This is a genomic window from Providencia sp. PROV004, assembly GCF_011045615.1.
Taxonomy (GTDB): domain Bacteria; phylum Pseudomonadota; class Gammaproteobacteria; order Enterobacterales; family Enterobacteriaceae; genus Providencia; species Providencia rettgeri.
The window spans coordinates 1,617,417-1,638,948 of sequence record NZ_CP042859.1; the positions used below are offsets into that span (position 1 = coordinate 1,617,417).

The window sequence follows — 21,532 nt, forward strand, 5'->3', positions numbered from 1 at the left end:
TTAGTTACTCTCCCGTTTCATTGAGATAGGGAATATTTGATTTTTATCGTATTCACCTTGGCAGTCAGCGATGTTTTTTGCGCCAGGGCGGCAGGTAATATTGGGCATGCGATAGGAGGAACCATCGCTGCAATTTGCTTGAGCTTGGTTATTAATATTCAGCCCACCGGAATTCATGGATGCCGAGATAGGGCCTCTACAAGTCACGCCGTCACTGCGGGTCATAATGACGTCACCTTTGCCATTATTCACATTGTATTGCAGGCTGAGTGGCTTCCCGGTTTTTTGATCTTGAACCCCAGCTCCTACATTCCACTGCCCATTTAAAAATTGCACCGACCCATTTTGAACCGCTTCTTGCGGGATATTCAGTGGTGCTGGCGTATTTACAGTTGCGCTATTATTTGCAACATTGGCGGCTGGTTGGTTATTGGCAGGCGTATTGTCAGCGGTAGATTGAGTCGGGTCAACTAAAGGAGTAGTTGGCGCATTTGGGTCTTGTGATATTGCGGGGATATTGCCGTTGGTACCCTCAGGCGTCACCGCAGGGTTCACTAATGGAGTATTTGGTAAGTTGGTATACACTGCGTCCGCAACTTGGCTATTGGTGGCTAAATCAGGAACGACCACCGTACCATTGACGCTATGTGTGTTAACCACTTTAGTCTGTCTCGGCTTCACTAACATTGGGTCTACACTTATATTCGGCTTAGGAACTTCAACGGCGGGAACATTGATATTCGGTAGGTTTACCTTCGGTGTATCAAGGTTAGCGGTTGGCACAATCGGTACACTAAAACAGCCCCTTAAAAAAAAAGCGGCTAGCAGAAGAAGTAATAATAAAGGCAATAACCACAGTATAAATCGCCACCACGGTTTTTGGGTCACAATCACCGGAGCGGCTTCAACAACAGGGGCAACGGCTGGTGCAACTGGGGCGGGAGAAACTAATGGTTTTAAACAGGCCACGGGATCAGTGCGTGACTGCTTGTTCACGTTCACGAATCCCCAAAATGTAATAACAGGCTGACCCCCGACAATATAAACGTGGTCTTGATCAGGGAATTGTATTGTTTTATTCAGTAGTGCACCAAATAATTGCTGCTCTTTGTTCTCTGATTGTTGCTTATTTTCACTGAAATTTCTCAATTCATCTTGGTTGTTTTTTAGCCGTGTGTAAGCATTGTTTTTTTCTTCTTCAGATGCGGTCGTCCAAGAAATAATTTCACCATCAACAGGAGAATACCAGTCAATTCGCTCGCCAGTTTCATTGGGTTGGGGGATGGCAAGGCAATCTGCAATATTATTTTTTTTTTGTAAGCGTAGTGTTTCTCGAAGTTGTAATGCAGACACATAAACTGCCTGCCCATTTTCTCCCAATGGAAGATAATTTTCTAATTTACCACTACGTAGGAAAGCTTTATTCACATTAATCTTCCTAATTTTTTTAAATTAAAATAATAATTTTTGGGTAATTAATATTTTTGGACTGCATGACCTCATTTGTTATTTTAATCGACAAAAAACGTGTTGTCTATTATGTTAAGTTTTCAAACTGATGTTGGTCATGAAATAAGAAAAAATCGCATATAGCATATAATAGAAGAGTATGAAATGAGAAATAATGGCGAATCTATATCAAAAAATGGTCATGTATTCAATCTGGTGAGTAACCTGTAATATAGGGTAATTTATCGGAGAATATTCATGGCCAAAATCAATGTAAGGAGCCCATTTTGTCAACAAACTCCCTCAGTAAAAAAACATGGATTAGAGAGTGCTTGCCATCAACGTTATCGTTGCCAACATTGCTGCCGAAGCTTCCAACTCGACTATGAATATCGTGCCTGCCAACCGGGAACAAAGGATAAAATAATTGACCTCACGATGAATAATGCGGGTATTCGTGATACCGCTAGAGCACTTCATATCAGCATTAATGCGGTTGTTCGCACTTTAAAAAATTCTCACCGACGCAGGTAACGTCTTTATCCCTTGATAATTTGCACATTGAACTCCTTTGCGAAGTCGATGAACAGTGGTCTTTTGTGGCTAACAAGAAGCAACAACGCTGACTTTGGTATGCGTGGGAGCCCCGCCTAAAACGGATTATTGCTCATACGTTTGGTCGTCGAAACAAAAGGACTCTTCTCTAGTTACTGGCTTTACTGTCTCGGTTTAATGTAGCTTTTTGGTGCACGGATAAGTTCAGTTCTTATGAGATATTTCCCAAGCAGAAACATGTAGCAAGTAAGTTTTATAAGATAGGAATAGAAAGAGAGAATTTGAACCTAAGAAACCGCTTAAAGCGCCTTAACCGTAAGACGTTAGGTTACTCGAAGTCACCTGAAATGCATGACAAAATCATCGGGACATTCATTGAACGTGAACACTATCTATTATGATGATCTCTATATTGAATACACGACCCGTTTTTGTTTGTACTGACTGAGTCTGCTTTTTCTTATTGAGCTCTCCTATGCCATCTTAGTTATCTAAGACAGTCCCTAATTTTTATTATAGTGTAATAAATTAATATTACACTATAACATGAGATTATAATGTAAAATTAATTACAGCCTTCTGGAATGTAATCATTGAAGGCTTTCTCCATCATCATGGCAACGTCCTTGGCATTTGTTGCCGTAAAGACTTTTCCTCCTGTAGCTTGTGCCACACAGTTTCCAGCCCCGCTACCCATAATATCAATGACATTGATTACGGCTTTAGGGTGAGCTCGTTTTAACGCTCTCGCTGCTGCACACGGGTCTTTTTCGCAAGATTCAACACCATCAGAGATCAATATGATGATGGTGTCTCGGTTGTTGTCCTTAATGGATCGATTTGCTTGAGTGATGGAGTCGGCCAATGGGGTTCCGCCGTCCGGCTCTATTCTCTTGATAAAACTCAATAGGCTAGAGCGATTATTCGGTGTAATATTGCCTGTTGACTGAATTTTTTCGCAGTCGGCTGCAACTATAGTTATAATGTTTGTGTCATTAGGAATGTTTTTAACAATTTCTCCTAACGCTTTTTTAGCCACGTTAATGCGTCTTGGTTCCACATCCCAACCGGCGAACAGTTTCCCACTTTCTTCAATATAATCAATTTGTTGCTTTGTCAAATTCATGCTCATATTCATGGAGTAAGAGGCATCGAAAATAATCAAAACTTGAGGTGCATCTTGGGGTTTCCGGTTCACAGGGCACACTTTTCGGACCGGTGGATTGAGTTTTACATTACAGACGCTGTTGCCTCTCGCATCAGTCCGTCCGTGTTTTTGTATCTCTGCTTGTAGGCATTTTTCCATCGGGGTTAATGGATTAACGGGAACTAGTACAGACTCAGGAATAGGCTTAGGTGCTGGCTCGACATGAGTATTTTCGGCAACAGCCGGGAGTGTTTTTGGGTCAAAACAGCCTCTTAACCATGAAAATAGTAATGCAAAAAGTAATAGCAGAATTAAAAAGCCAAATGAGGCTAACCAGCGATTTCTATCTGGCGCAGCGGCGGCAGCAATGAGGGCTGCGGGTTGAATAGACGCAGGGGCTGGGATAGGAACCGCAAGGGGTGACATTCTCGGCCACCATGTTATAACGGGCTGGTTATTTATAATATAAACACTTTCAGTATCAGGAAAGGCGGAAGCTTTCTTTAATAAAAGATGCTGTTCTTGGGTGATCAGTTTTTCTTCAAGTAATTTATTCGCTCGTGTCTGAATATCATTTAATCTTTCGCAAAGAAGTCGGTGATTATTTGAAAATTCAATTTTATCTAAAGATGATAGTGAAACGGGGTGACCGGAGACTGAGGTGCTCCAGATAATTGCACCATCGGGTTGTTGTTCACCATGGGCAAATAAATATTGGTATTTTGCTGGGAAATATTGAGTTAATAATGCCAACAGTTCTTGTTGATTCTTTAAACTGTAATCAGCTTTTTGGGTGTCACTGGTTAAACGCAATACTCTATTCATGGCTAAGTAACCTTGCTAAAACGTTCATCGCATCGGAAAGTTAACTGGATAATAAAGAGTATAATTATCACATCCTAGGTGCTTAGTCTTAATTATTATGTTCAAAAAAATGAAGTTGATAAAAATAAATTGCATGATAAACAATTATGATTACTAATCAAGATTTGTCATAAGAATCATTCTTCTTTCATTCAGTAGAATATTTGATATTTTTTCGCTAAATTAAAAGACCTGATTCTGGTTATATGTCAAAATAAGTAGACTTATTTCCTGTAATCTTGAACCACTATCTTCAGACAGTTGGTATCACTTAAATTAGTGATAATCTTAATACTAGTTTTTAGACTAGTTCTTGGAGATAACATGATCGAGATATTAGGTTCTGAGCGCAGAAAATGACGTTCCTCACAAGACAAAATGGCTATAGTTTAGCAAAGTTTTTAGCTGGGTATGAGTATTTCCATAGTTGCTCGCCAACATAGTGTTGCGGCAAGCCGGCTTTTCCTTTAGCGTAAACAGTATCAAGAAGGAAGCCTGACCGCGGTAACAGCAGGTGAACACGTTGTTCCTGCCTCTGAGCTAGCCTCTGCAATAAAGCAAATTCAAGAGCTACAGCGGTTGCTCGGCAAAAAACAATGGAAATGAACTTCTTAAAGAAGCTGTCGAGTATGTTTGAGAAAAAAGTGGATAGCCCTTGCGCCCTTATTACCCAAGGATGGAAAATAAGCTTAGTGAGCCGAACCTTATGTGTATCACGAGCGCAGTTATACGTTCTAGCAAAACGGAAAAGTGAGTGGAAAGATAAACGAGGACGACGCCCTCAAGATGATAGCGAGGCGCTTGCTCGTCAACGTGATTGATAAGCCCTACGTATGGTTATCGCCGCGTCTGGGCGATGTTATGTCGGCAATCTGAGCAGGAAAATATCGCAATTATTAATGCCAAACGTGTTTACCGTATCATGAAGCAATCAGCATTATTACTGGAACGTAAACCTGCAATCCCAGCCTCGAAACGAGCTTATACAGGCAAAGTAGCGGTGAATGAAAGCAACCAACGTTGGTGTTTAGATGGTTTTGAGTTCCGATGTGATAATGGTGAAAAACTGCGCGTCACGTTCGCTTTAGACTGTTGTGATCGCGATGCTCTGCATTGGGCAGCAAGCACGGAAGGCTTCAATAGTGAAACCGTGCAAGATGTCATGTTAGGCGCAGTGGAGCATCGCTTCAATAACGTATTACCGACAAAGTCAGTAGAGTGGTTGACCGACAATGGCTCAGCATATCGAGCTCATAAAACACGATGGTTCGCTAAACAAGTTGGTTTATCCCCTAGACATACGGCAGTACGGAGTCTCCAAAGTAACGGTATTGCAGAAAGCTTTGTAAATATCATGAAGCGAGACTACATAAGTTTAATGCCAAAACCTAATGGATTAACGGCAGTAAAGAATCTTGCGGCAGCCTTCGAGCATTACAATGAATGACATCCTCACAGTGCATTGGGTTATCGTTCTCCGCGAGAGTACCTGCGGCGTCGAACTCATAATGAAATAAGTAATAAAAAGTGTCTGGAAATATAGGGTCAAATACTTAGAGCCTACCGTCCAGCTGTTTACATGCAAGCAAATCGTTCAGCCAAAAGCGCTCAAAGACACCGGTATCACGCCATTCAAGGAAGCGCCGATGTGTAGAACTCGAAGAACATATCCCGTGGCATTCAGGGCGTTCCACTAACCGCCAGTCCTGAGCACAAAGAATATGGCATTCATGGTAGCACGATTTAAACACGTTTACGGTGAGTGCCGAGCGGATGATTAGTTTTGTGCTCAGGACTATGCGGTGCTATTTTTTCAGAGTTCATCGCTGATCCGTCATCTGCTACCTGTCATATTTTCACCTTCAGAAATTGCCCGTTACGACATTCTGACAATCCCTTCTGTGGTAGGTTTTTAGTCTTCCTTACAAAATAATTTATGATAGGATAAGGCCTAATAAAATTAATTAGGTTGGAGCCTATTCCGTGTTTTATATCCATCAGTCCAGCTTCAACCCGTAGAGATGATTGAGTCAGTGTGGATGAATAACTGCGTTGAGCGGATCAGTTTAATGTTATTATGCGATGCCAGTCATGACTTGATAAACAGAGTATTAAGACATTGGTTGAATGGGATAAACAAGACGCATGACAAATGATGATCTGAAACAAACGGTAGGGGCGAAGTCATATAGGCTTTCGGAGATAGCACAGTTGCCACAAGCAATCCGGGATCGCATTGCTCACATCGATTTCACCTTATTGTTTAAGGGAGAAGCGGTGCGGGCAGATTTAGTCGATCGCTTCAGCATAGCTGCTACACAAGCAACGAAAGACTTCTCGCTATACAGAGTGCTTGCACCAGGTAACATTGAGTATGACCAAAAGCTCAAGCTGCATAAGCGAGGTGAAGCATTTGAGCCCTTGTTCGACTACGACGTCGTTCGAACATTGGCGACAATTAGCCAAGGGTTTGGAGATGGCTTTACTGGCAAGGTAAAACCGCCTTTTGCGTGTGAAGCGCCTTATCACCTTAACAAACCGAATCTATCGATAGTGGCGAAAGTCACCGAGGCCATACACAAAGGCAAAGCCTTGCGTATCACCTATGTATCGTTATCGAGTGGTGAAACAACGCGTGAAATTGTACCGCATACGCTGGTGGACAATGGCCTGCGTTGGCATGTTCGTGGTTTTGACCGCAAGCATAGTGAGTTCCGTGACTTTGTGCTGACCCGCATTAAAGCAGCGGTTGTGATTGAGGATTCGACGTTGTCTGAAACGGAGCTCAAAACCCAAGACCGGCAATGGAATCGCTTTGTAGAGCTAGAGTTAGTGCCGCATCCTCGTATCGAGCACAGCGAAGCGATAGAGTTGGACTATGGCATGAAAGGTGGCGTTTTAAAGATTGAGATTAGAGCGGCATCGGCAGGCTACTTACTCAGACAATGGAATGTGGATTGTTCTACCAACGCCACACTCAAAGATGATGGAGCTCAATTGTATTTAAAGAACAGAGCAACACTTTATGGAGTTAAAAACATCATGCTAGCTCCGGGAATTACAAGTTAGTCGGTGAGTAAATCATTGATTCTTAGATGACTGCCTATGAGGTCACAGGCTGCCAAGCACACAAAAAACGGAAAAGATGTTTTTCTTTTAAAGGAACATTAATGATAAACCAACAAGTCAATTATGCTCCCGGCATGCGCATTGTGATACGCGATGCTGAATGGGTAATTCAAAAAGTCGACAGCAGTTCAGATGGTGGGCTGCTGATAACCTGTGAAGGGATTTCCGAGTTAGTACGCGGTCGAGAAGGGCGATTCTTGACGAGTTTGGAAAACAAAATTGAAATACTAGACCCAAAAAATACCGTATTGGTAGAGGATGACTCCTCGGGCTATAGCGCTGCCAAGTTATACATCGAAAGTATGCTGCGCCAACGGGTGCCAACAGATGAGAAAGTACATCTTGGTCATAAAGCGGCGATGGACCCATTACCTTTCCAGCTCGACCCGATCAAAATGGTGTTAAAGCAGCCTCGTCAACGTATCTTGATTGCTGATGCCGTGGGTTTGGGTAAGACCCTTGAAGCTGGCATTTTAGTGTCAGAGCTTATTCGTCGTGGTAAAGGTAAGCGCATTCTTGTCTTAGCGGTGAAATCAATGTTGACGCAGTTCCAAAAAGAATTTTGGAGCCGTTTTTCTATTCCATTAACACGTCTTGATTCAACCGGGATTCAGCAGGTACGCAATCGCATCCCCACTAATCACAACCCGTTTTACTACTACGATAAAGCCATTATCTCGATAGATACGCTCAAGCAAGATGTCGAGTATCGCCATTACCTAGAGAGTGCATACTGGGACATCATAGTCATTGATGAAGCGCACAACGTAGCAGAACGTGGTTCACACTCGCAGCGCAGTAAGTTAGCCAAATTACTGGCTCGTCGTAGCGATACCTTAGTGATGCTTTCTGCAACGCCACACGATGGCAAGGCTGAAAGTTTCGCTAGCTTGATGAACATGCTGGACGCAACCGCCATTGCCAACCCTAGTGATTACAGTTACGACGATTTCAAAGACAAAAATCTAGTGGTGCGCCGTTTTAAGAAAGACGTCAAAGACCAAATGGTGGGTGAGTTTCCAGAACGGCACATTGACCGAGTCTATGCCAAAGCCAGCGCACAAGAAGAAGAGGTTTATCGTCGCTTAGTCGAGATGTCGCTGCGCAGCTTAGAGTCGGGTAACAAAGGCACCAAACTATTTAAAGTAACGCTTGAAAAGGCACTGTTTTCCAGCCCAATGGCTTGTTTGTCTACGGTTGAAAACCGCATCAAAAAATTAGAACAGAAGCTTAAGAACACTAGTGATGTCGATTATCAAGAAGACATTGATGAGCTTGAACATCTCGCATCCGCTTTACGCAACGTCGATAAAGCCAGTTTTAGCAAGTACCAACAGTTACTTACGACGATGCAAAAAGATCTTCAGTGGAAGAAAAGCCAATCCGATGACCGCTTAGTGATATTTACAGAAAGCATCAAAACCCTAGAGTTTCTGTATCAAAATCTGCAGCAAGATTTTGGTTTAGCTGAGGGAGCTATTGCCCAGTTACATGGTGGCATGTCAGACACGGATATCATGAGCGTCGTGGAGGAGTTTGGCAAAGAAAACTCGAAATTGCGCCTATTAGTCTGTTCTGATGTGGCATCAGAAGGTATCAACTTACATCACCTCAGCCACAAAATGGTCCACTTTGATGTGCCTTGGTCGTTGATGGTTTTCCAGCAGCGTAATGGCCGTATCGATCGCTATGGACAGAAACACCAGCCAGAAATCCGCTACCTGCTAACGCAAAGCGACAACCCACGAATTAGTGGAGATACCCGCGTACTGGAAGTGCTGATCAATAAAGACGATCAGGCGCAGAAAAACATTGGTGATAGTTCGGAGTTTACTCGTGCGTATTCTCAAGAAGAAGAAGAAGCGCAAGTTGCTAATCAGATGATGAGCGATGACATCAGCTTTGACCCTGCGGACTGGATTGACAACTTCTACAGCCAAAATAGTGAGCAGCAAGAAGAAGACCTGTTTGCAGGCTTCGCAAACGACGTGTCCAATGCGCAAGAAGGCGATGATACGGCCCAAGCTGTTTCCTTATTTAAAGACGATGTCGATTACTGTGAGCACGCGCTGAAGTATCTTAACCAGCAGGGACAAAAGCTCAAATACGAAGTGGACAACAAAGGTGTTGTTTCGTTATTTGCCCCTAAAGACCTGCGTCAGCGTTTTAAATTCTTACCTACGGAAATACAGCCCAAAGAAGAGAACAACCATACCCTCTATTTGAGTAACCGGCTTGATGTGATTAACCAGGAAATTATACGTTGTCGCAGTGAGCAAACGGCTTGGCCGAAAATCCAATATCTCTGGCCGATAAACCCGGTTTCACAGTGGCTGGGCGATAAAATGATGGGCGCGTTTGGTCGCCACCAAGCGCCAGTGCTGCGCATGCCTGCACTTTTCGAAAGCTATGAAGATCACTTTGTGCTTTCTGGCTTGTTTCCGAACCGTAAATCACACCCGGTAGTCAACCCATGGTTGGTGGTCAGTTTTGAGGACGGTGAACTCACGGGCATTGAGCGCTTTGAAGACTTTATTCAGCGTTACCCATTCCACCAGCAAGTGCTGTCTAACAAAGGCGGTGAACGCAGCCACGAGCGCCAAGAAGCGCTTTTAAGCCAAGCGATCGATGCAGTACGCCCATACTTGCTACAACTTCGTAATGAAAAAGAAGCCGAGTTAAATCAAAAGCTCAATCAGCAGATGGAAAAACTCGATAAGTTACGCGATAAGCAAATGAAGCAATTGGAGCTGGACTTTGGCGATAGCAAGCAAGCAGAAAAAATCGTTAATGACAAAAAAGCACAGCGCCAACGGGAAATTGAGCAGATCTTCGATGAATATTTACGCTGGATCGAGGACACCATGACCACAGAAACCTCACCATACATTCAACTGGTGGCAGTATTAACCGGATCGGAAGGGCTATAACCATGGCATTGGTTGGTATTTACAACGAAAACGACTTTTACTCACACCATTATCTGAGCGAAGTGTTTGTCGGTGATATTCGTGGTGTATTAGAACAGTGGTTAGAAAAAGAAAACCAAGCCCGCGAAATTGAACGTGCAGAAAAAGAGCAAGGTGGTAAACCGCAGCGTGGTTATCGTGCACCTCACACACAGCTGGCAAGTTATAGCGGTGAGTACTTTCGCGAGTTAAATCAGCATCTCAGTGTTAAAGACATCAACAAACGCCTTAGCAATCAGCGTGCGCGTTGGAGCCCCATCTTGCATGCGCTCGGGTTTGAGATAAAACCAACACAAGTCTTGCTAGAAAACGGTCAGCTACCGGTTTTGTCGGCTTATCAAGACCATCAAGGCTTACCTCTGTTATGGATCCTCGAAGCCCATGATCCATCCATGGACGATTGCGCTGACCCACTGTCATTGCCGTTATTATCACAGCAGTTAGAAGCACTTGAACCAGAGCAGCGTAAGGTTCTATTAAAAACACAGCAAAGTGATGAGCTGAGTTGGCAGGACTTAATTTCGAAAAAAATCTTTAGCGCCCCAGAGCCACCTCGCTGGTTGCTGTTATTGGGCAATCGCCAATGCTTGTTGCTAGATCGTACCAAATGGGCGCAAAACCGTTTGTTACGTTTTGATTTAGAAGAAATTCTTGGTCGTAAAGAGAGCGATACTCTCAAAGCGATGGCTGCTCTTTTGCATAAAGACTCCATCTGCCCACTGCAAGGTCAGAACCTACTGGATAATTTAGATGAAAGCTCACACAAGCATGCGTTTTCAGTATCCGAAGATCTCAAGTACGCGCTGCGTGAATCCATCGAGTTGTTGGGGGATGAAGCCGCAAAACAACTGATTGAAAAAGGGTTTACCTACGACGGCAAAAACAACATTGATGCCAGCCAACTAAGCCTTGAATGCTTACGGTACATGTATCGCATGCTGTTTTTGTTCTATATCGAAGCAAGGCCAGAGCTAAAATACGCACCGACAAACTCCGATGTCTACCTCAAAGGGTACAGTTTAGAAGCACTACGCGATTTGGAAATGGTGGATCTCTCTACCGAAGAATCGCGCAATGGTCGCTATATTCACGACAGTTTGCAGATGCTATTTCGTCTCGTGGCCAAAGGCTTTGCTGGCAACAGCAAACAGAGCGATAGCGAGAGCAGCTTATTTGATGATATTCAGAAAAGCTTTGCCATCCGCAAACTTGAAAGTCACTTATTCGATGACGCGCGTATGCCGTATTTGGCGCGTGTGGTATTTCGTAACGAAACCTTACAGCGCGTGATCAAGTTAATGTCGTTAAGCCGCCCAGGAAAAGGAAAAGGCAAGCGTCGTGGCCGCATCTCTTACGCGCAGTTGGGGATTAACCAGTTGGGCGCCGTGTATGAAGCCTTGCTTTCCTACCGTGGCTTCTTTGCTCAAACTGACTTGTATGAAGTGAAAAAAGCTGGGGAAGAGCTCAACGAGCTGGAAACAGGCTACTTTGTCAGTGCCGAGCAGTTGGCCGAATACCAAGATGATGAAAAGGTATTTCGCAAAGATGGCACCTTACTCAGCCACCCGAAAGGCAGCTTTATTTACCGTATGGCGGGGCGAGATCGTGAAAAATCGGCCTCGTACTACACCCCAGAAGTGCTCACCCAATCTTTGGTGAAATATGCGCTGAAAGAGCTGTATAAAGAGCAGCTCGAACCCCTCGCAACCGTTGCGGAACAGGCCGATAAAATCCTCACCATCAAAGTGTGTGAGCCCGCCATGGGCAGCGCGGCGTTCTTGAACGAAGCCATTAATCAGCTGGCTGAAAAATACCTTGAGTTAAAACAACTGGCGCAAGATTCCCGCATACCGCAAGAGCAATACACCCGAGAGCTGCAACGGGTAAAAATGTACATTGCCGATAACAACGTTTACGGTGTGGATCTAAACCCCGTCGCCGTCGAGCTGGCGGAAGTCTCGTTATGGCTTAACGCCATCAGCGATGAAGCCTTTGTGCCTTGGTTTGGTTATCAGCTATACAATGGTAACTCATTAATTGGCGCACGCCGTCAGGTGTTTTCGACAGGCGACCTCACTTATAAAAAAGCCAAAGATCCAAGTTGGTTAAACATCGAGCCAAAACGTTTAGGCCATAATGAAGCGCGCAGTCCGCATGAGGTTTATCACTACCTGCTGCCCGATAACGGTATGGCCAACTACAGTGATAAAGTGGTAAAAGCGCTTAAGCCAAAAGAAATTGCCACCATCAATGCATGGCGCAAAACCTTTGTTCGCTCGTTTAGTATGGAAGAAAAAGATCAGCTAAAACGTATCTGCCAAAAAATTGATGAGCTTTGGCAAGCGCATGTTGAGCAGCGCCGAAAAGAGCGCAATATCACCACCGATAACCTGCAAATTTGGCCAAACTCCGCGCGCTCAGCGCAACGTTCAAGTACCAACGATAAAGATAAGTTACTGAGCCAATCACAGCAGTCAGGCTCAGCCGTTTACCCGCGCTTAAAAATGGTGATGGATTACTGGTGTGCGCTGTGGTTTTGGCCAATGGAGAGTGCCGATGAGCTGCCAAGCCGCGCGGAATACCTAGGTGAAATTGAGCAGGTACTCGAAGGTTATGCAGAAACAGCAAGTCTTAATGTTGTTGAATCTGGCTCTGGTCAACTCGGTATGTTCGATGAAGTGGCAGAGTCTCAAACGCAAGATCTGTTTGCCACTAATAACCGAGGTACCGTCAATAAAGACTTCTTATATATGGTCTTTCCGCGTTTGGCGCTGGTGGATAAGCTGGCCGCGCGCTATAAATTTTTCCATTGGGAACTGGAATTTGCCGATATTTTTGCCGACCACGGCGGTTTTGATCTTATTTTAGGGAATCCGCCATGGCTATCTTTGGAGTGGTCTTCCAAGGATGTTTTAGGCGATTTTTATCCTGAACTGATAATTAAAAATAAAAATATTTCTGGAGTTCCGCTAGATATTAATTCTTCTAACTTGAAAACTTATCTAGGTGAGTATGAATCCATAGAAGGCGTATTGTCATTTTTAGGGAGTAAATATTACCCTATATCATCCAGTTCAAGAACAGATCTATACAAAGCTTTTATTGAAAAATCATGGTTCCTGTCGAGTGATGAAACAATTATAGGCTTGGTTCATCCAGAAGGAATTTTTGAGGATGATAATAGTTATAAAATTCGCAGTGAGGCGTATAGAAGACTAGCTTTCCATTTTCAGTTTCAAAACGAGCTAGACCTATTCTCTGATATACATCATGATCGAAGATTCAGCTTAAATGTTTATCGTAAAATAGGATGTGTTGATTTTGTTTCAATATTTAATTTATTTAATCCAGCTACAATTGATAGTTGCTTTTTGATTGAATCTGAAGATGTTTTTGGCGTCAAGACTAATAATGGCTGGAATGTATCAGGTAATACATCTCGAGTTATAAGGTTTGATCAGAGTGTATTTGGCGTAATTTCAAAATTGTTCGGTGGTAACAATTCTTCGAATAGTATTGATGTAAAACTTCCTGGTATTCAATCAAAACAACTTCTCAGCGTCATAAAGAAAATATCGCAGTCTGAGGGTGTCAATGATATATATAAAAATGTAGACTTTTCAACAATGTGGCAGGAAAAGAGTGCTATTTCTGAGAACAGAATTAAACGTATTTCTTCGCAGCCAGATTGTTGGTCGGAAGTAGTTCTATCTGGACCGAATTTCTACATTGCAAATCCCGTTTATAAGAGCGCAAAATCTGAATGTATTAAAAACTCTGATTACTCTACAATAGATCGTAATGAGATTAGTTCTTCGTATATTCCACGAGTTTCCTATCAGCTGTTGAATAAATCAGATAGTTATATTCCAAGAAGAAAGTATGATAACGTTTTATTTACGGAGCAATATAGGATTGTTGCGAGAAAAATGTTAAATAGCTCAAATGAAAGGACACTTATCTCTTGTATTGTTCCTCCAGGTGTTTGTCATATCGATGGAGTTCAATCAATATCTTACGCTGATTTAAACCAAACTCTTCAGGCTGCAACAATTGCTTCATCATTAGTGTCGGACTTCCTAGTAAAAATAACTGGTAGGAAGAATTTATATAGCGCTTGGGATGTTATTCCCTACGTCGTTTCTGAGGGGGCCATGGTAAGGTATTTGGCCCTGAATTGCTTGACAGACGCATACTCCGAAATCTGGGCTAAGAGCTTTGTTAAGGAATTATTTTGTTTTCAAACTTGGTCTAAGAAAGATAAGCGGCTGAAAAATAGATTTTATTTTGAATTAGACTCAACTTGGCACCCAAATTTTTCTCTTAGAGATGATTATTCTCGTCGCCAAGCCTTAGTTGAGATCGATGTCTTAGTCTCGATGGCGTTGGGTATAACCTTAGAAGAGCTCAAAACCATCTACCGTGTTCAGTTCCCAGTAATGCGCCAGTATGAGGCCGATACTTGGTATGACCAAACTGGTCGCATTGTGTTTACCGCTTCAAAAGGTTTGGTAGGCGTAGGTTTAGACCGTAAGTTTAATAACAAAAACGGGTTTACCCTCTCGATTGAAGATGGCGTGTTTGCCGACAAAACCAGCGGGCAGGGCAGTGCAGCCGAGCCGTGGACGGAGAGTAATATAGCGCTCGGTTGGGAAGATATTCGCGGGCTGAAATCCGGCAAGGTTTACAAAACCTATATGGATGATACCCAACCAGGCGGTCCAGTCGAGCGCACTATTGAATACATCGCCCCATTCGACAAGTGTGATCGTGAGCAAGACTACGAAACCGCATGGGCGGTGTTTAGTGAGCGTTTTGCCTAGTTGAAGTTTAGTAAGACATTCGCTGAATAATGTAGGCAAGAGCGCCGATGCTTCGACCACGGCGCTCGAACCGCCGAATCACTTGCATTTAGCCAATAGAAAAACGAAAGAAAACAGCGCGAGAAAAGAATGCAAAAAACAATGCAAAAAGGACAGTGAAACCATGTTACCGTCAGTGGTGAGTGACCAAGTCGCAAGCAGCGTCAAAAAATACGTAAAATCCGCCTTTACCATGAACAGCCCATGCTTTGAAAGCGAAGACTATTCGATGATCGATAGCTTTTTAAACGAGCGCGATAATCTGGTCAAAGGCCCTTATTTATCCATTCAGTTGCCTTTTCGGCAAAGCGCGCTGGCGCTGAATTTTTTTTCGCAAGTACACTTACCCTTTCCGCCCTACGCACACCAAGCGGTTGCTTATCAGCGCCTTGGTGGTGACAACCCACAGGCCACCTTGGTCGCAACCGGCACGGGCTCGGGTAAAACGGAATGTTTTCTTTACCCTATTTTGAATCACTGTGCAGCAAGCAACCAGCCGGGGGTGAAAGCGATCGTCATTTACCCAATGAATGCGCTGGCAACCGACCAAGCTAAACGTTTTGCAGAAACGGTGTACAACAATGCGGGCTTAAAAGGCAAAGTCACTGTCGGCTTGTTTGTTGGCGGTGGCGATGGTCAAGGCAGCGTTGTTATGAGTAAAGATGGCGTGATCACCAGCAAAGAGCATTTGCGCAATAACCCCCCCGATATTTTGCTCACCAACTACAAAATGCTCGACTATTTGCTGATGCGCCCTGAAGATCAATCGCTGTGGCTACATAACCAACCAGGCACATTAAAGTACTTGGTAGTGGATGAACTGCACACCTTTGATGGCGCGCAAGGTTCGGACTTGGCTTGTTTGATCCGCCGTTTAAAGTTCCACTTAAGCGTGGATAACCAAGGCTTTGCGTGTGTTGGCACCTCAGCGACTGTCGGTGATGATTTAGCCCCATTGCTGGAGTACGCCAGCACCATTTTTGATGCACCGTTTGATGAAAGCGCCGTGGTACGAGAAGACCGTTATCGTCACGATGAATATTTACAGGCTCATCAAGCACTAGTGTTTAACTCACCGAGTTATGAGCAGCTCTCGTTGCTTGATGCCTCTCAGTTCGCCGATGAAGTCGCCTATTTAAATCAGCAGTTAGCGCTGTGGTTTCCCGAGCATAACTTAGCCTTGCCAGACGATCTCGATTCGGACGAAGGGCGAGCCGTGCGCATCGCATTAGGGGAAGCTCTGCTTACACATCAGTTTTTCCATTCACTACTGGGATTGCTGGATGGCAAAATTCGCGCGCTGGATGTGCTGGTGAATGAACTCGACCGAAGTTTGTCACTCGGATATCAAGCCACGTTACAGTTGTTGCAGAGCTTTATTGCTTTGGTGTCAATAGCGCGCCGAGGGATAGATGAACCGCCAGAGGTCGAGCAAGAACGAATAGCACTGGGCAAAGCGCGCCCCGTGCTGCCATTTTTGCAAGTGCGTTACCAAATTTGGCTGCGCGAGCTACGCCGTTTGGTGGCACAAATCCATCCGAAGCCGGTGTTGCGTTTTAGTGATGATTTGGCGTTTCACGAAGGCGAGCAACATATGCCAGTGATCCACTGCCGTGACTGTCATGCAACAGGGTGGGGTAGTTATGGCGATGGCTACAGCGATCAGCTCGAGAATGATTTGGAGGTGTTCTACCGCTTGTTCTTCGCTCGTCATCAAGGCGTGCGCGTGTTATTCCCCATCAACGAAGGTGAAGATATTCCGGCCAAAGGGCTTATTCGACGCGTTTGCCCAACCTGCTTAACCTTAAATTCGGACAGCGCCCCGATCCACTGTGGTCATGAGCAAGACGCACTGATCCGTGTATTTATCCCCGATTTGGTAAAAACAACTGAAACTAAAGGCCCACACTTTGACAATCAGTGCCCTTATTGTCATAGCAAAAATGGCCTGAGCATTATTGGTGCGCAATCCGCGACACTGTCGAGTGTTGCTATCAATCAGCTTTATGCTAGCCGTTTCAACGACAATAAAAAACTCATCACCTTTTCTGACTCGGTCCAAGACGCCGCCCACCGTGCGGGTTTCTTTGCCGCACGTACTTGGCCGTTAATGGTGCGAGGACATATCGCCACCGTTGCGCAGCAATTTGAAGGGCTTGATCTGGCGAGCTTCGCCACGAAAGTGACACAAGAAGCCCAAGCTAAACTCGTGACTCCTGAATCGTTTGTCGCAACGTTTACGGCGCCGAATATGGAATGGTTAAACGATTATCGCGAGCTGGTGGAAGGAAACGATGCCGCCACATTACCCGCCAAAAGCAATTTGCCAGATTTAGTGGCGAAACGACTTAATTGGGAAGTGCATTCAGAATTTGGCTTGCGAGCAGCGATTGGCAGAACCCTTGAGCGCACTGGCGAGGTGAGTGTCGATGTGTGCAGTGATGAATTGGTCGCACTTTGTTCAAAGCTGCATGCTGAACTGGTTGATGAACTGGGGAATGAGTTCAGCGGAGTGAACGATCAACATCTGCTGCATTTCTGTTTGGGCGTACTACACCGCATGCGTTTGAAAGGGGCGATAAATCATTCAGCCTTACAACACTACATTCAAGACGCTGGCGAAACCTACTATCTAACTAAAATTGACCGCCTAACTTCGAAATTTATGCCCAACTGGAGTGACAGAACGCGCACCCCTCAATTTTTGTCGTTTGGTAAGATTAAACACTTCGATAATTTGTTTGGTTCTAAACATCACCACAGTTGGTACCAAACCTGGCTTAACAAATGTTTGGGTAATCAGCACAACGTGATGATCTCCTCGCATACCCAGACGATTTATAGCCGATTAATGCATGCGCTACGCAAAGCGGGCATCGTTGCTCAATTTGATGTCAAAGGCTGTGAAGTCTGGGGCTTGCAACCTGAAAGTCTAAAGCTGACGACCAATCTACAAGCCATCGGTTGTGACCGTTGTACCGAACGTTTGGTGGTGGCTAAAACTGCCTATGCCAGTTGGTATGCTCAACCTTGTCATAATGATTGCTGTCAAGGGCGTTATACGCGTGATCTGCCGTTTGCGGAAAAAGAGTGGCATTTTGCACAAACACACCGTGTCAATGCCAGTGAACACACCGGCTTACTTGAGCGTGATGTGCGTGAACAAGTTGAAAACTCATTTATCAAAGGGCAATCAAGCTGGGCTGTAAACTTGCTCTCCTCGACGCCGACGCTTGAAATGGGTATCGATATTGGTGGATTGTCATCAGTGCTGCTTTGCTCCGTGCCACCAGCCCAAGCGAACTATTTACAACGTATCGGCCGCGCAGGGCGAAAGGATGGTAATGCCTTTAACATGACCGTCGCAGAAGGTAATCCTCACGATCTGTTTTATTATCAAGAACCATTGGAAATGATGGCGGGCAGTGTCACTGCACCGGGTGTCTATCTTGATGCTTCGGCCATTTTGGAACGTCAGTTAACGGCGTTTTGTATAGACCGTTGGATTAAAACAGGTGTGACCAGTAGTGCGATTCCTAAGCGAGTAAAACAGATGTTGGACGCGACAGAAAGTGGCCAGCGCGATCTATATCCATACAATTTCCTCACTTTTGTTAAAGGTAAACAGCAGGAGTTGTTTGATCTCTTCATCTCTATTTTCCACAGCCTATCGCCAAACTCAGTCGATAAGTTACGTGCCTTTATGTTTGGCAGTAATGTCGCTTACAGCTTAGAAAGCAAAATTGAGCAGTCATTGAGCCATTTGGCGACTGACCGTAAATCGTTGCGCAGTCGCGCTGAAAAACTCAAACGTAGTATTGATAAATTGAAGTTGTCGCCAGTTAAAGACCTCAATTTTGAATCTGAACTCAATGAGTTAGAGAACGAGCGCAATGCGCTGTTGGCGCTGATTCGAGAGATTAACGGGAAAAATACTCTCAACTTTATGACGGATGAGGGCTTACTGCCGAACTATGCATTCCCTGAAGCGGGCGTTACGCTTCGCTCAGTGCTTTGGCGTAAAAAGGACACCATTGAAACGGAAGATGGCTCAAGCCAATACGTGACACGTACTTTTGAGTACGAGCGTCCGGCAGCGGCTGCGCTTTCTGAGCTTGCGCCAACGAGCCATTTTTATGCTGGTGGGCATAAAGTTGAAATCGAACAAATCGACATGAAGGTATCCGAGCCTGAGACATGGCGCGTGTGTAGCCACTGTAACTACAGTGAACGCATTGAGGCCGATCAGCATTCCTTCTGTCCCAAATGTGGCCATTCCGGTTGGGGGGATGCAGAGCAGAAAATTCGCATGCTGAAACTCAGACAGGTTTATGCGCGTTCTAGCTCGCGTGACTCAAAAATTGCTGACGATGCTGACACTCGTACTCCAGCGTTTTTCCAACGACAAATGTTGGTGAACTTCATGCCGCAAGATGTCGCTTACGCTTACCACATTCCTAATAAAGAAATGCCTTTTGGTTTTGAATTCTTAAACCGAGTGACGCTGCGAGATATTAACTTTGGTAGTGCATCTGATGAAGGGGAAGAGTTCTACGTTGCAGGAGAGAAGAAAAAGAAAACAGGCTTTAAGGTGTGCAGTGACTGTGGCTTTGTACAAAAAAACTATGGCCAACCAACGCACGAAATCGCCTGTAAATACCGAAATTCTCCTGAAGAGGCGCGTTATGAGGACGTTTTGTATCTTTATCGCGAGCTTGAATCTGAGGCCATTCGAATTTTGTTGCCCGTGAGTAACTATGGGTTAGGTGAAGTAACGGAGTCTTCTTTGGCTGCTGCGTTGCAATTGGGTATGAAAAAATACTTTAAGGGCAGTGTCGATCATCTAAAAGGCACGATTTATAAAGAACCGGCAGATGCAGGTGAAAGCTATCGTTATTACTTAGTCATTTATGATTCAGTGCCTGGAGGTACAGGGGCTCTTAAAGAATTAATGCAGGAGCCTGACAACCTAATCGCCCTGCTATCGATGGCGCTGGAGGTCATTGAACATTGTGCCTGCGCCTCGGAAGGTAAGGATGGTTGTTACCACTGTGTTTATGCTTACCGTGATCGCAACAAAATGCGCTCAATTTCCCGTGAGCATGCGCGTAAGTTGCTCAGAGCTATCATCGATAATAAAGACAAGCTGATCAGTATTAAGAGCGTTTCAGATATTGAAATTGATGGCGTAGTGGAGTCTGAACTTGAACGGCTATTTATTGAAACCTTGAAAGGGCTTGCCAAAGAGTTTGTGGTAACCAAAGAGTTTTTCCATAACCGCTCGTCTTGGTTTATCGCGTCAAAAATTAACTCTTATGTCTCTTGGCATTTGGTTCCGCAAGTTGAACTCGGTGCAAACGACGGAGTTTATATCGAAACTCGTCCTGATTTTGTTTTGTATCCCGCATCTCAGATGGCTGGTGTGAAACCTTTAGCCATTTATCTTGATGGTTTTGCGTTCCACAAAAAAATAGTGTTTGACGATGTTGCTAAGCGTAATGCAGTGCGCGATAGCGGCCGCTATAACACGTGGACATTAGGCTGGCATGATATTGTTCAAAGTGATAAGAGTAAAATGAAAGAGTTTTTTGGTTTGCATCGCCAAGAAATTCAAGCTAAAGAAGCGCTGTACCCTAAGTTCATCGAGCGTAATTACCAAACATTGCGCAGCGTCTATGAAGGTGAAAATAACTTTAGTTTGCTGAAAAAATGGTTACATCAACCCATCGAAACATCCGTATTTTTCCGTCAAGCTTCGACGGCGAACTGCTTCTATTGGCTCGCGTTCAATAAGTCACGAGACTTATCGGTGAAAGCGAAGTTTGAATACGAAATGCGTGAAAATAGCCCCGCGAGTCGCTTTAGTGAACTCTGTATGGATACGCCATATCTGTTCGGTGGTTTACTTGATTCAGTTGGCACTTCACAAAGGTTAGTGGAAATTGCAACTGTTTTCCCTGTTGAGTCATATGCTTATGTGCTGAAAGATGCGGTGAAAGGTCAAACACCTTTTGAGTATGTTGAAGCAAATATGCGTTTGCACATTTGCTTTGATGATCGTGACATTCACGATGAGCATTTTGAAGAGTACCTCGCGGGCTTTTGGAAGCTGGTGAATATCGGCCAGTTTATGCGTGATTTTTCCTGCACTTCCCGTGTACTGCTCCAAGACGACGTGAATGACGGTACACTGATGCCGAATCAAACCGCCTCTGTTACCGTAAATTCGCCATCTTCGGTGGACGGAGCGGATGAAGAATGGCAGCTTATTATTGAGCATCAACTGCTAGAGCCGGAGGTTATTGAAGCGATGATGGCAAAAGGCCTGAGTGCTCCTGAGGTTGGCTATGAGTTAACGAGCGAAGAAGGCGAAACTTTGGCTGAGGCAGAATTGGCTTGGCCGAGTAGTCAAGTAGCCTTGTTGTTGCCTGAGCAACAAGAGGCGGTAGATCTATTTGAATCAAAGGGGTGGTTCGTCATTGTTGGCGCATTAAATGAAACCGTCTTTGAGCAGCTAAATTTAAAATTAAAACATAATGATAGGTAACCACAATGTC

6 protein-coding genes and 3 pseudogenes are annotated in these 21,532 nt (G+C 44.4%); 6 read left to right on the plus strand and 3 right to left on the minus strand.

Going from position 1 to position 21,532, the window contains the following annotated elements:
• Complete coding sequence (locus FVA69_RS07065; RefSeq protein WP_136134723.1) at window positions 1–1,428, minus strand: SrfA family protein; 1,428 nt, start codon at window positions 1,426–1,428, stop codon at window positions 1–3.
• A 279-nt stretch (window positions 1,429–1,707) separates the two neighbouring features.
• Between FVA69_RS07065 and FVA69_RS07070 the strand changes: the two are divergent.
• Window positions 1,708–2,405: pseudogene (locus tag FVA69_RS07070) on the plus strand (IS1 family transposase).
• A 164-nt stretch (window positions 2,406–2,569) separates the two neighbouring features.
• Here the strand turns inward: FVA69_RS07070 and FVA69_RS07075 are convergent.
• A complete protein-coding gene (locus FVA69_RS07075) occupies window positions 2,570–3,976 on the minus strand; it encodes a VWA domain-containing protein (protein WP_136134724.1) in 1,407 nt (468 codons plus the stop codon).
• Window positions 3,977–4,393: 417 nt separating this feature from the next.
• Between FVA69_RS07075 and FVA69_RS07080 the strand changes: the two are divergent.
• A pseudogene (locus tag FVA69_RS07080) lies at window positions 4,394–5,558 on the plus strand (IS3 family transposase).
• Window positions 5,559–5,580: 22 nt separating this feature from the next.
• Here the strand turns inward: FVA69_RS07080 and FVA69_RS07085 are convergent.
• Window positions 5,581–5,846 (minus strand): annotated as a pseudogene (locus FVA69_RS07085) (transposase); the annotation flags it as partial.
• 518 nt (window positions 5,847–6,364) lie between these two features.
• On the opposite strand from FVA69_RS07085, the gene FVA69_RS07090 reads away from it, so the two are divergent.
• From FVA69_RS07090 to FVA69_RS07105, 4 genes are all read left to right on the plus strand, one after another.
• Window positions 6,365–7,084, plus strand: a complete 720-nt coding sequence (locus tag FVA69_RS07090) for a WYL domain-containing protein (protein ID WP_434738208.1) — start codon at window positions 6,365–6,367, stop codon at window positions 7,082–7,084.
• A 104-nt stretch (window positions 7,085–7,188) separates the two neighbouring features.
• Complete coding sequence (locus FVA69_RS07095; RefSeq protein ID WP_202983404.1) at window positions 7,189–10,074, plus strand: DEAD/DEAH box helicase; 2,886 nt, start codon at window positions 7,189–7,191, stop codon at window positions 10,072–10,074.
• Window positions 10,075–10,076: 2 nt separating this feature from the next.
• Window positions 10,077–14,936, plus strand: coding sequence for an Eco57I restriction-modification methylase domain-containing protein (locus tag FVA69_RS07100; protein ID WP_164528595.1), 4,860 nt, complete (start codon window positions 10,077–10,079; stop codon window positions 14,934–14,936).
• Window positions 14,937–15,099: 163 nt separating this feature from the next.
• Window positions 15,100–21,522: a DEAD/DEAH box helicase gene (locus tag FVA69_RS07105; RefSeq protein ID WP_164528596.1), complete on the plus strand. Its 6,423-nt coding sequence runs from the start codon at window positions 15,100–15,102 to the stop codon at window positions 21,520–21,522.
• Window positions 21,523–21,532: the final 10 nt, after the last annotated feature.

Excerpts from the sequence above, each read along its gene's own strand:
- FVA69_RS07100 (WP_164528595.1), top strand. The coding sequence starts at position 10,077 with ATGGCATTGGTTGGTATTTACAACGAAAACGACTTTTACTCACACCAT.
- FVA69_RS07075 (WP_136134724.1), bottom strand. The coding sequence starts at position 3,976 with ATGAATAGAGTATTGCGTTTAACCAGTGACACCCAAAAAGCTGATTAC.
- FVA69_RS07105 (WP_164528596.1), top strand. The coding sequence starts at position 15,100 with ATGTTACCGTCAGTGGTGAGTGACCAAGTCGCAAGCAGCGTCAAAAAA.